7 protein-coding genes and 1 riboswitch are annotated in these 13,903 nt (G+C 43.3%); of the genes, 5 read left to right on the forward strand and 2 right to left on the reverse strand.

The window, feature by feature from the left end; all coding sequences use genetic code 11:
* Window positions 1–6 precede the first annotated feature (6 nt).
* Together srtB and NYR53_RS01130 are read right to left on the reverse strand one after the other, a co-directional pair.
* The gene (gene srtB, locus NYR53_RS01125; protein WP_261303568.1) at window positions 7–819 is read right to left on the reverse strand and encodes a class B sortase; all 813 of its coding nucleotides are present in this window, start codon (window positions 817–819) and stop codon (window positions 7–9) included.
* A gap of 84 nt (window positions 820–903) precedes the next feature.
* The gene (locus NYR53_RS01130; protein ID WP_261303569.1) at window positions 904–6,297 is read right to left on the reverse strand and encodes an SdrD B-like domain-containing protein; all 5,394 of its coding nucleotides are present in this window, start codon (window positions 6,295–6,297) and stop codon (window positions 904–906) included.
* Between the two features lie 511 nt (window positions 6,298–6,808).
* Between NYR53_RS01130 and NYR53_RS01135 the strand changes: the two genes are divergently transcribed.
* The 5 genes from NYR53_RS01135 (at window position 6,809) to NYR53_RS01155 (ending at window position 13,870) form a co-directional block, all read left to right on the forward strand.
* Window positions 6,809–7,516: a class D sortase gene (locus NYR53_RS01135; RefSeq protein ID WP_261303570.1), complete on the forward strand. Its 708-nt coding sequence runs from the start codon at window positions 6,809–6,811 to the stop codon at window positions 7,514–7,516.
* 85 nt (window positions 7,517–7,601) lie between these two features.
* A riboswitch (cyclic di-GMP riboswitch) is annotated at window positions 7,602–7,689 on the forward strand.
* A 12-nt stretch (window positions 7,690–7,701) separates the two neighbouring features.
* A complete protein-coding gene (locus NYR53_RS01140; protein WP_261303571.1) occupies window positions 7,702–8,508 on the forward strand; it encodes a transglutaminase-like domain-containing protein in 807 nt (268 codons plus the stop codon).
* Between the two features lie 194 nt (window positions 8,509–8,702).
* Window positions 8,703–12,104 (forward strand): collagen binding domain-containing protein, encoded by a 3,402-nt coding sequence (locus tag NYR53_RS01145; protein WP_261303572.1) that lies wholly within the window; start codon window positions 8,703–8,705, stop codon window positions 12,102–12,104.
* A 157-nt stretch (window positions 12,105–12,261) separates the two neighbouring features.
* Window positions 12,262–12,981, forward strand: a complete 720-nt coding sequence (locus NYR53_RS01150; RefSeq protein WP_261306235.1) for a vWA domain-containing protein — start codon at window positions 12,262–12,264, stop codon at window positions 12,979–12,981.
* A complete protein-coding gene (locus NYR53_RS01155) occupies window positions 12,965–13,870 on the forward strand; it encodes a protein kinase domain-containing protein (protein WP_261303573.1) in 906 nt (301 codons plus the stop codon). The genes NYR53_RS01150 and NYR53_RS01155 overlap by 17 nt, the downstream gene beginning before the upstream one ends.
* Window positions 13,871–13,903 lie beyond the last annotated feature (33 nt).

Below are 13,903 nucleotides of genomic sequence, written 5' to 3' on the forward strand. Positions count from 1 at the left end.
GGGTCCCTATTTTTTCATGGCATGGATAACTAAACGGGTGTCATCTGTTTCATTACTGCATGTCACCAGTGTGAGAATTTCATCTTCTTTTCGCGGAATGACAGTAGTCTGATACAATGATTTTTTACGATATTGGTCTAACGCTTGGAGAAATGCTTGATCGTTTTCATAGGAGAGATCGACCGTATACTTACTGGCATCAATGGTATAAACCGAAAAGATTTCCCAGGCTGTTTTCCTTTCGGGTGTTTCTAAAAGAATGTCGCGATGTGCCAAATAAAAATCTTTGTTTTTATAATTTTGAAGGCTTCCAAACATAGAACCATCTATCATGTTATGCCCATAAATGATTGTATTTCGCTGTTGCTGGCTGATGTCCACGCGATAGTCCATAAATATACTGCCGTAAATTGATTTTTTGCCTGCCGCGTCTGTTTTTAAATAGTAATCATTGTCCTTATGTTGTACGACCGGATAATCGACACTAGTACCTTCAATATGAAGCCAGCTAATGATTTCTTTGTTGATGGCAAGTAAACTACTCCAATTTATCCGATCGGGAGGAATACTAGCTGCGGGGCTCGGGTCTTCTTTCATTTGGCCATACCCAGGATCGGAATTGATTGGCTGAGACAGATAAGTGGTACTGGTTTGGTGAAAACTTGCAAGTTGACTTTTTAGCTGCTGGGCTTGCTTGCTTTCAACATGCTGCGTATAGAGGTCTATGGCTAAAAGGGTGATTCCTCCTACGATGAATAATGAGGCTGCCCAATAGATAATTCGGTATTTTTTTGGCGTGACTGAAAATCTTGCCATCATTATTTCCCTCCTTCCTACGACTATAGTAGCATGATTGTACATTGATAAAGAAGCAGGGGCAGCATGGCGCCGCCCCTGTTCGTATTACTTGTATTTACGCTGCAGCCAACGTGTTGCTCCGAGTGCGCCTAGTCCAGCAAGAACCATTGCTAGCCCAGTTAGATAGTAATTACTGTGAGCATCTTGGCCCGTTTTTGGAACTAGGGATGTAGAGCCTTTTTTGGTGCCCTTAGGAAGGACACTTACCTGAATTTTTTGATAATCAATATCGCCATTATCATTCTTAACTCCGATAGTGAAGGAGTCGTCTCCGTTAAATCCTTCTTTTGGTGTATAGACCCATTTACCGTCATCTGTCAATTCCACGGTTCCGTTCTCAGGCTGGTCTTCAACGGTCACCTGATTAGGGATTTTCTCACCTTCGGAATTCGGTGCTGCGTTCGGGATTTCACCAGTTACTGGTGTATTCTCATCCGTGACAACAGGTTGCTCCGGAACTGGCGTAGGTGTAGGTCCTGGAGTTGGCGCAGGTGTTGGTGTACCTGGCGTAGGTACAGGTGGTGTTGTTGTCCCAGGAGTAGTTCCAGGCGATGGCGCTGGTGTAGGTCCTGGAGTTGGTGCAGGTGTAACAGGTGGTTCTGTTACTGGCGGTATATAGCCGCCACCGCCGCCGCTATTTCGGTACTCATAGATTCCTGCATCAACGGTTCGATTATCCTCACCTGACTGTAAAACAATGCTATCCGTAATACCAGCATTATATACATTGGAATCAACAGCAGGATCTGAACCTACCTTCTTAGATGTAAAGCTATATCCGCTAACGGATGCGAAGCTAACAATGTAAGAACCTGGCTCTAGGTTTTCGAAGAGATAGTTGCCGTTCGTATCCGTAGTTGTTGTTAGGATAGCAGTTGTCGGAGCGTCGGAGCGATACAGTTTGACTGTAACGTTGGGATACCCGACTTCACCTGCGTCCTGGATGCCGTTTGTATTGGCATCGACGAACAACTTGTCGCCAAGTGTGGCGAGCTTATAGAAGCCAGCGTCTACCGTCAAATCATTAATACTTGTAAGCAATGATACATCATGACTGAATCCAGTCGATAGGTCTCTATCCGAGTCTTTACTATCATCACTTCCAGCATTGGCTGGACTCTCCTTGAACCCATTCGGTTTAAGGAATTTCACTTTATAGTTGCCTGTTAGAAGTAGGTTAGTAAAGAGGTAGAGTCCTCCAGCATTGGTGGTTTTGGTAGCAAGATGAGCGTTCGTATTTGCATCGTACAACTCCACCGTTACACCCGATATGCCGGGTTCCCCAGCATCCTGCAAGCCGTTTGCATTCAAATCATCCCAGACGATGTCTCCTAGAGAACCATTCGTTAGTAGATAAAGTCCTGCATCCAATGTCGTATTATTATCACCTGAGGACAACGTGACGCTAGCTGTTTTTCCTGTAGCTGGCTCAGCATCAGAATCGAGTGTATCATCACTGCCTTGATCCTTGGGTGTAATACCATAACCGGCCGGCGTAATAAATTCAACGAAATAGCTGCCTGGATCCAGATTTGTAAATTGATAGATCCCTGTAACATCAGTAAATGTTGAATCAAATACTGTAGTTGGATTCGAAGTCTTGTACAGGTTAACTTTGATGCCTGGTACCGGTGCTTCTCCTATGTCTTGTAGGCCATTCTTGTTAGCATCAAGGAAGACTTTATCCCCAAGTTTGGCTGGATTGAATAAACCGGTATCAAAGGTATAATCACGTCCGCCATCATTGAGCGTAATGTTGTTAATACTTGCATCGGCATCCGTTCGGCTAGTAAAGATCGCATCGCTATCTTTTGCATCGTCTGCTCCCTGATTGGATGGAGAGAAGAAATCATAACCATTTGGGTGGGTAAATTTGACTACATAGCTGCCTGGAAGAAGGCTAGAGAAATTATAAATACCGCTTCCGTTGGTCGTTGTAGTAGTCAAAGCTGTTGAAAGGTTGCTTGCGTTATAAAGCTTAACCGTTACTCCTGAGATTCCGGGCTCACCTGCATCCTGAATGCCATTCGCATTTTTGTCGTGCCAGACCAGGTCGCCTATCTCGCCTAAGTAAAAACCTGCATCCACGGTTAGGTCATTTTCGCCTGAGCTCAATACCACGGTGTGGCTTAATTCCGTCACTTCATCCCGGTCAGAGTCAAGGGCGTCATCGCCGCTTTGATCATTCAGCGAGGATTTGTAACCGGTTGGTTTAATGAACTTTACGCGATAATTGCCTGGGTCTAGACCCGGGAAGCTATATTTACCATTGATATCGGTAGTAGCAGTACTTAAAGAAGTCGTGAGGTCAGCTGCGTTATAGAGTTTAACCGTTACACCTGCTAAGCCAGGTTCTCCTGCATCCTGCTGGCCATCGGCATCCTTATCTAACCAAACAAAATCTCCAATCGATCCTTTGGTATAGATACCAGCGTCAAGTGTCATATCGGTCTCTTGATTCCCAAGGTTTGTTGTGACCCGATATGTTCTGGTTGGAGTGTCAAATAGAGTGAAATCACTGTCTTTGGCGTCATCCGAACCTGCATCATGAGGTGAGAGGAAGTAACCAGCCGGCATAACGAATTCTACTGTGTAATCATCTGCTTGAAGATTAGGGAATTCATAATAACCATGTTTATTCGTACCATGCTCATCACCAGTTCTAGTGTAGGATATTGGGTGTGTAAGATCAGAATTTTTGTAAAGATTCACAAGAATCCCATTGATTCCGTCTTCTCCAGCATCCTGAATACCATTGGCATTCGTATCATTCCAGATGAAATCACCTAAATTTCCAGTGCCAGCGGGATCGACATTTTTTATTAGAAAGCCCACCTTAATAGGTTCTGTTGGCAAGAATGCCTGAGGTCCGCCCTCGTCAGGATAAGTAGCGCCATACCCAAATGAGTTCCAAGCGATCTGGTTTCTTGGTGCACTTACCGGTGCTCGCATGTCCCATTCTAAGATGACGGTTTCTCCTTGTCCGAGAACATTGTTGCCCAAATCAAACTTCAACGCAGTTACACTTGTAATATCTTGAGGCAGATCAGTGCTCCAGCCTGTATGATGACTCCGGTGAAGTGGATCGGATATATCGGCCACGTCAGGATTCAAACTGGTCGAGTAATAAATGGTAACACCTGTTGCTGGGCGTAAAACATGAGTAATATCATTGGACTTTACAATGGAAAATATGCCGCCATTTGCGCCAGTAACATTATTCACTAGATAAGGCTTCCAAGCGGAACTACGACCGCTGGTGTCAACGACTCCAGTATCTCCGATACGTGGCAGCTTATCGATAATGACGATGTTGGAGATTGGGCCGTTAGAATTCGTGTTACTTACACGCAATTGATACATCGCTTTCCCGCCGGGAAGCGTTTCTCCGTTAGCCGGATATTTCGTGAACGCTCCATCGACTTCACCTTTTACCCATTTGACGGATTCAAGTGATCCAGTGAATATCACGTATACGTTGGATATGTCCTTTACGAATTGCGTCGTAGCTGGAATATCATCCCAATCGTCGGGGCTGTCATTCACTGTCGTGCCTTTATAATCATTTGTGATTGCAGACGTTGCATACATGGTATTACTGAAATTACCATTAACTGTATGGCTTTTGACTTTACCGCTAACGGTAACATCAATGTAATCGCCTGGTTTCAAAATGGCACCTGGGAATTCCCAGCGGTAAACCGAATACGAAACTGTACTTATCGTTTCAGGATGGTTGGAGAACGTGGGTGCAACACTGGGTGTCGTAGTATGTTGATCTGGAACACCGACGACTGTAAAGTTCTCTAATTCGTTAGGGAAAAAATCAAGGACAACCGGTGAATCCAAATCCCCAGTCGCAAAAGGATGATTCTGAACCCTCAGTTTATAAGTAACTGTATCGCCTTCTCTAACAGAGGAACTGCTTGTGACTGATTTATCTGCTAATATCCAAGGTCGAGGGTGAACAACCTTGACGGTGCTGGTATCACTACTCTGAGTCAGCGGGGTTGACAAATACTTAGCATTAAGTGTAGCTGTGTTGTCAAAGGTGGTTACATCGGGAACCACAGCGCCTCCGAGATGATCGGTGCTAAGCAGAGTGCCTTTCACATGCATATCAGAAGCAATGCGGAAACCGCTTGGTACCGTTCCATCTGACGTTGTTCCGTAGGTCCAGCGGACCTTAGATACATAATCTGAGCCTATAAGGCCTAAGGAAGATACATCTAAAGTTTGGTTGATGCTTGTGTCGAGACCCGCGCCACCAGTCCACGGAATCCAGACGCCGACGCCATTTTTCTGGTAGTCTAAGGTGACTTTGACATCCGTGTTATTCGCGTAGGTACCTGTTGAAATCTGGGTTAAATTAATTTCTTTCGGTATATTGTCCTCGACAATAAAGCTATTCAAAGGGACATTGCCGCTATTCCCAAAGCCATTGATTTTGTAATCTACGGTCTGACCGACAGCATACTCATCATTAGTCTGGCGGGAGTCTTTGTTGATACCGTAAACGCCTGGCGTTGGAGCTGAAAGTAGGTGGGTAGCGGATGCTGTATTTGTAGTAAGAGCAGCCCCACTCAGGCTGGTACCTGCAGCGTAAACGGAATTCGTTACCGAATTGCCTACTTGAAACGTAGGACTCGGAAAGTTTAACACGACATTATAGGTGACTTCCTGTCCAGCATTTAATGTAGGAAGACTCCAGTAGACATTGCCGTACACGGAACTATAAACCCCGCCGCCAGTGGCTGAAACAAATGTAGAGCCGACAGGCAGAGTGTCGTAAATTCCAACGTTTTGAATATTTGCGCCACCAAGTGCGCTGTTCCCTTTTAGCTTAACCTGATAGGTGACATCACTGTTCAAAACAGGATCAACCGTAGGGAGGATTTTGGTTTTAGATATCGACCAGTTATCAGGATTCAGAGTTGCCGTAACTACTTGTGCAGTTGACGAAACCGAGCCGCTATTATCAGCTTTAGCTGTTGCGGTATTCTGCGCGGTGTCTCCTTGCTGAGTTACCCCTGACTTGAATTTGGTCTTCAGCTTAAGCACGCCCGTTGTACCAGCAGGTAGCGGGTTATCCATGACGAATTTAACTGTACCAGGAGTACTTAAATCGACATGATCGACATCAGCCGAGGTGTCGACGCCTACGTAGTCCAATGTATTTGGCAAAACGTCAGTGATGACCATATTCACGGCATCTTCCGTCGTACTCGGATTCGCATACTTGATCGTATACGTGATCGTTTCCCCAGGTACTGCTGATGTTTTATCTACTGTTTTTTCCAAAGACAAAGAAATAGCGGCAGACGCAACAAAATTGTAATAAGGTAATACCGCCAATGATAAAGCCATAAGCAAGAACAGCACTCTTTTAGGCAAATGCAAGAGGGTTCTGCTTCTTTTCAAACCCAATAAATGTTCCATACATTGCTCCCCCATAATCAGATAACATGAGCTGGCAATGTATTTTATTTTCAAAATATTCCAACTGCATGTCTCTTAAACAACTGTAAATCCTGATTCTTCTTCCTGGCATAAGAAATAAGTGCTATTGTTTCTGCGTTAATCTATGTATGAGGACGAACAATCCTGTAATCAGAGTAAGAAATGCCTGTGTAGTCGTGGAGATTGCTCTATTTGTCCTTCACCTCCTCGGAAAAATGATAAACTTTTACCAGTTAATGACTATAAAACGAACTATGCCAAAAAAAGAATTCTTTTTATTACACCAAATAAGACTGAACAAATTCTGAACAATTTCTTGCAAAAACGACAAAATTCTATGTTACCGAATCATTATTTGCTGTAACACCTGCTGGAAAGATAAGAAAGGAATTTACTCAAATATCTAGAATAGAAATAGGCATATTCTTAACGGAAACTTTTTCGGAATGATTGTGGTTGTATGAGATCCAAGAGAAAGGTGGTACCGCTGGTGATTAGAAAAAAGCTATCACTGTTAGTTATCGTTCTTGGGATTATCCTTTTTCTTTATCCAACGCTAAACGATCGTTATGAGAGCTATCAGCAGAACAAAATTTTGAAACAATGGCAGGAAAATCTGCAGAACATGGATCAGACAGCTTCTGACATCGAGGAGGAGACAGATACGGTGTTGGTCGTGCCTTCTTCCAGTCCCGATGTGGAAGCTCTGCCGTCAAGCGGCCAGCCAACTAGCCAGCCAAGCCCCTTGGCCGCGGAAATGAAAATGACACCGAAGCCATTAACTTTGCCGCAGAAGAATATAGAGGGTGTCCTCACTATTGATAAAATTGATTTGAAGCTCCCTATTCTGACAGATGCAACCGTGAATAATTTGAAGATTTCCGTTGCCAGTATCGCCAAAACGGGCAAAGCAGGAGCTGTTGGTAATTATGCGATTGCTGGTCATCGAAACCTGACCTACGGGAAAAATTTTAATCGATTAGATGAAGTCACCGAAGGGGATTTCATAGAAGTGAATACAGGGAGTAAAACGTATATCTACAAGGTAGTGGACAAACTGTATGTCCTCCCAGAGGATGTCTGGGTGCTGAAGGGCAACGGCAAAGATCGGGAGATTACGCTAATAACTTGCCATCCTATGGAAAATCCGACTCACCGTATTGCGATTAAGGGAATTATGGTGCAGTCTAAGGAATAAAATGTAATATTTTGTCTATTCAGAGAGACAAGCCTATGTTAAGATTGCACTATCACTATAGTGATTATAGGGATTCGGTGCGTTCCTCCGATAAAGGCAAATCTAGCGAAAACTAGAGACGCAAAACTAAAGGGCCTTCCTTAGCCGAACTAAGTTGGCAGCCAGTTACCGAAAGGGGATTTTTTGTGCTTAAGAAACCATTTATACCAGTGATCCTAGCAGTATTTCTGTTTACTTTCGCTCCGCAAGGGATATTTGCAGCTTCCAATCCATCCATGATAGATAAAGAGGCTCTGAATAAAGGAATTATATCGGTTCATTATTCAAAAGATAAAAACACCAAAGTTCTCGTTCGAATAATGAGAGAAAATATCAAATATGACTACACCTTCGAAGAAGGGGATCAGTACCCTTTGCAGCTGGGAAACGGACCGTATAAAGTGCTGATTGGCGAGTCCATAGGAGCTAATAAATATAAAGTTGTTGCGCAAGAACAAATAGATTTAGAAATGGAAGACGAGAATGCCGTATTTCTGCAGTCCATTCCGTTGATCGATTGGAACGATGAATCGAAGGCGGTCGTTGAAGCTAAGCAATTAGTTGGAGATAAAGACAAAGATATCGACAAAATAAGGGCCATTTATGGATATATCACGACACATTTTCAGTATGATTATGAGAAGGCCCAAACTGTAGCAGATAGTTACGTGCCTAATCTGGATACGGCCTACGAAGCGTCGGGCGGAATTTGTTATGACTTTGCAGCTACTTTTGCGGCAATGGCAAGAAGCGAGGGAATTCCAACACGTCTGGTTATGGGATATGAAAGCCATGCGCCAAATACTTATCATGCGTGGAATCAAGTTTTCCTAAAGGAAAGTAAGGAATGGGTGACGATCGACACCACGTATGACGCTATACATATACAAGCTGGTGAAACAATAGATATTATAAAAAACGATCATAATTATCAAATTTCCAAAATATATTAGAAGAAATGATGAAACCTGTACTCAACGGAGTACAGGTTTTTTTGTGCTTCCCATGTGAAAAACAATAAATTCCAATATTTACAATACATCTTGTATCATATATCATTGATAATGATACATTTTGTTTCAAAGTCATAGGAGGTAGCACACATAAATAATCTCTATAAACATTGATCCATGAATGGAGGTATGAAATGATGTTGAAGAAAAAAACGAGTGCACTGCTGATTACTTTATTAATTTTTATGCAGAGTATTTACGGGATTGGCTTTATTACTAAGGCCAGTGCGAACACGATTTCAAACAATATTCTTGACAGCGTGACGATGGCTGTATATGACAGCGCAGGTCAAGTCGTGACCGGCAATGTTTATGAGCCAAACTCCACAGTGCAGCTAGACTATACATGGTCGCTGCCAAACGGTCATGGGTACCATAGTGGTGATACGTTTACATTCACTCTGCCGCAGCAATTTTTGCTTTTCAACAATATCAGCGGTGGTTTGGTCATGGGGCAGAATCAGTTAGGGACTTTCCATGTTGATCAAGCTAGTCATCAAGTGCTGATCACCTTTAACAACTACATCGAAAGCCATGACAATATACATGGTACGCTCACTTTCCGAACACAGTTAGATATAAGTAAACTTACGGAAAGCACAACGGTAACGATTACAATTCCGATTCAATCTGGTGATCAGATTTTCACTCTTCATCTTAGACCTTCGGTCACTTCCACAATCGAAAAAAGAGGCGTACCCTCTGGATTTAACCCGAAAGATATTCATTGGACCGTCGATGTGAATAAGACGCTGGATTCTGTTGAGAACGCAGAGATGACGGACCCAATCCCAGCAGGTCTATCTGTTCCTGTTACGGTAGCCGTCTATGAGTTAGGGGTCAAATTAGATGGAAGTGTCGTACAAGGGGCGTTGGTGGATGGCAGTAAATATATAGTAAATATAACAGGAGCCAATCTTTCTGTTCGATTCACGGAATCTCCTATTCATATGGCTTATCGCATTCAATATACGACGCCAATAACCGATTTTGACAAAGCAACCTTTGTGAATACGGCAACGTTCGGGGGAAGTAATAAAAACCCTGTTCAGGCCTCTGCGACAGTCCATGTAACGCGTGGCAGCTCTTTAGATAAAATAGCCGAAAGCTATAGTCCCATTACGCAGATTATTAATTGGGGAATCAAATATAATTATAATGAGAGGACAATTGCCCAGTCAGCAGCATTCCTAAAAGATTTATTCAATGATACACAAGAAATAGTTGCAGGATCCCTTCATATTTATCCCGTAACGTTTAATTCAAGTGGTAATGAGACACTGGGAAGTGAATTGCCGAGTGGGGAGTATACCGTGACAACGGAAGCAGCTGCTGGCAAGAAAGGATTTAAACTGCAATTTAATCATAGTGTTTCTTCGGCATTTAAAATTAATTATCAGACCAAGGCAAGTAATCCGGTTTTGAAAAATGCGATCATAACGAATAGCGTTACGTCCGGCAGCGGAGAAAGTGATTCCGCATCACGGCCTATTGAACAGGGGGCTGTTTACAAGTATCCTGGAACCGCAGATTACACGGCCAAAACCGTATCTTGGCTTATTATCATGAACAGAGACAGTCAGATAATGAAGAATATGATTGTGACCGATACTTTTTCAAATAAAGGATTGCGTGTTATACCCAGTTCGATAGTTATTAAAAAAGGAAACGCGGTCTTACCGTCGACGGATTATATTCTCAATAGTGTCGAAGATGAAGGGTTCACAGTGAAATTCAAGAATACGATCTCAGAACCTATTTCGATTACTTACACAACATTCTTTAATGTAGATTTGATCAGCCCACCAGGTAATGCTAATTTCATTAATTCAGCTAAGGTGGATTGGGTCGATAGCGCTGAGGCAGTAAAGTCGCAAACGGCAACAGCAACATTTATCCCAAGAGATGAAGTGAAGAACAATGGGCTTAAATACGGTGCTTACAACGCTATTACCAAAGAAGTCACATGGACAGTGGGAGTCAACTATAACGGAAAAACTCTTACAAATGCTAGTGTTCAAGATACGTTAGAATCCAATCAAAAGTTTACCAAGGATTCGTTAAAAGTATATAAGATGAACATTCCGCAAAATGGTGTCCCTCTAGCCCCAACTCCAGCAGATGAAATAGACCTCTCGAAATATAAATACACAGTGGATAGCCAAAACAAGCTAGTTCTTCTTTTTCAACAAGCCATTTCAGAACCTTATTACATCGTTTTTAAAACGAGTCTGCAAGGTCAACTGATTAACAGCATGGTTACTAATACGGCTAGAGCATTCAATGGAACTGAGCCAGTTACCAACAATCTTAATGCAACCCTGCCTATTCCTAAGGGTGGAGAATACGTAAGTAAAAGCGGATGGCAAAGCGGAGATAAAATAAACTGGTCAGTCCAAATTAATTATGGCCAATCTACGTTAAACGATGCGAAAATCATCGATACACCGTCAATCAATCAACAATTATTGCTGGATTCATTCCATTTGTTTGCTACGACCGTGACTAGTAACGGGAATGTCCTGAAGGGATCAGAATTAACGAAGGGCGTGGACTACACACTAGTTATTAAAACGGATAATCAAGGTAAGCAAACATTTGAATTGAGTTTCGTCAAACAGATATCAACTGCGTATATTTTAGAATATCAATCTTTAATTATGGCTAACAATGGCGAAACGGTTTCCAATAAAATCAGTCTCAGCGGCACCAATGTGACCGATATAACGCAAGTAACGACCAGGAATATTGTAGTAGGGGTTTCGGACGGATCTGGTACCGGCAGCGGAGTTCGAGGGTCATTGACGGTTATGAAAATTGACTCTTCCAACAACACCTTAATGCTCAGCGGCGCAACCTTTGAACTGTATCGCAAATCGGGTAATACGAGGACCTTAATCAACACGTTAACAACAGATGAAACAGGTTCGGTTGTCTTTACTAATCTGCTTGCAGGTGATTATGTAGTAAGTGAAGTAACAGCTCCTCCTGGGTACGTATTAAATAAAGAGGACAATCCGATAACTCTTCATCCGGGAGATGAACTTCATCTCAATGTGATCAACACGAAGACGTCAACACCAACACCAACACCAACACCGACACCAACACCAACACCAACACCAACACCGACACCGACACCAACACCAACACCAACACCGACACCAACACCAACACCAACACCGACACCGACACCGACACCGACACCGACACCGACACCAACACCAACACCAACATCAGAATCAACACCGACACCAACGCCAAGCCCTACACCAGGTGTAACGCCAACACCGTCTAAAACACCATCGCCAAGTGTAACGCCAACACCGCCAACAATTCCAACACCATCAACGAAACCGACGGAGCCGGACATTCCGATTGATACAGATAATGATGTGCCCTTGGGGGGGCTTCCTCCTATCACTAAACCAGAAACCCTTCCGAAGACAGGGGAATCAAGCCATCTGTACGTGGAAATCGCGGGTATTACCTTAATCCTACTAGGTCTTATCCTAAGAAGGAGATTCACTCGGTAAATCTTTAATCTTGAGACAGTCTGCCATTACCATTAGGCGGGCTGTCTTTTTATTTCGCTTAGTTTGTTCGTGATTAGACTCTCTCGTAAATGGAAAAACTAGGAGGAGAACTACTAGAGAGCTAATCTTTACTTGGGCCAGGGAGGCAAATATTATGATGAAACAGATTTTGTTAATTACAGATGGGTGTTCCAATGTAGGGGTAAGTCCGGTAATTGCAGCGGCACAGGCGCATACCGAAGGCGTAACTGTGAATGTCATCGGTGTCATTGACCATGGGGAGCTAGGCGTGCTTGGCTCTGAGGAGATTCAGGAGATTGCTGCGGCAGGAGGTGGGATGAGCCGAATCGTGAATTCAGGCCAACTTTCCCAGACGGTCCAGATGATGACGCGCAAAACGGTCACCACAACGATTCAACATGCAGTAGGCAAAGAGTTGCAGAGTATTCTAGGCTTTAATCAATTGGAGCAGTTACCTCCAGAGAAGCGCGCGGAAGTGGTTCAAGTGATCGATACCATGAGTGAAACCACCTCACTCCGCGTAGCTCTTTTAATAGATGCTAGTGCTAGTATGAAGCCTAAGCATGCAGCGGTGCGTGAAGCCATTCATGATCTGTTGCTTAGTCTTAGAGCCCGCAGCGGCAAGAGTGAGCTGGCAGTTTTCCACTTTCCGTCAACCAAAACGAGGGATCAGGAATTAGAAATGGATCTCAGTTGGACGAATCAACTTGCAAATTTAGACAAGATGTTCTATAAAATAAACATGAAGGGTACAACTCCGACAGGTCCGGCGTTACTGCAAACTTTGCAGTTCATAACGGAGAAGCCTATCTTACCAAAAACCGAGGATGGGATACTGAGTGACTACGTGGTATGAAGACGCCTTCCGCCCAGGATCAGAAATCCAAGGGAAATGGAACGGCCGGATGTATGTGGTCGAACGTTTATTAGGTGCTGGTTCCAATGGTGTAGTGGCTCTCGTACGAAGAGGAGCTGCTAGATTTGCGCTAAAAGCAGGTCATGAGACGGTTGATCATCAGTCGGAGATTAATTCCTTGCTTGCCATATCCCTGACAGAAACGTCGTTCAAGAACTTTTTAATAGATGCCGATGATATGACGATAAATGGGAAAGAAGTCTCCTTCTATGTCATGCGCTATATTGAGGGTATGACGATTTCTGATTTTATACATAAACGCGGTCAGGATTGGATCTATGTGATTGGATCTAACCTGCTTCGAAAGTTAACAGAAGTTCACAAAAGCGGCTATGTTTTCGGTGATTTGAAGATCGAGAATATGATCGTTTCCAATTATGGCGATGTGGATCTCATTGATTTTGGGGGTGTGACTCCTAAAGGCAGAGCGATTAAGCAGTTAACCGAAGTGTATGACCGAGGCTTTTGGAATATGGGGGAGCGGGTTGCGGAAGAAAGCTACGATCTATTTTCATTTGCCATTTTACTATTAAAATCGCTGGATCAACGCAAACGTTTCACTGGTTTATCCAAAATGCTGCCTCAAAACCGAGATTTAGATCAACTAATGATCATTATACGTGAAAATTCAGTTGCTGCTCATCTCGCACCGTTTCTTCATAAAGCATTGAATAGTGAGTTTAATTCTTCGCAAGAAGCCTATCAGTACTGGAGGACGTTGGTCTCCGGGAAGAAGATTACACAGTCAACACTCCAAATGCCATGGCTGAAAATATGCTTCGCTGCTTCTATTTTTATTTTTGGTGTAACGCTCTATGTGTACTGGTAGCATGAGGAAAGTGCAGGAATAGAAAGGAATACC

This window comes from Paenibacillus andongensis, assembly GCF_025369935.1.
GTDB classification, from domain to species: Bacteria; Bacillota; Bacilli; order Paenibacillales; family NBRC-103111; genus Paenibacillus_E; species Paenibacillus_E andongensis.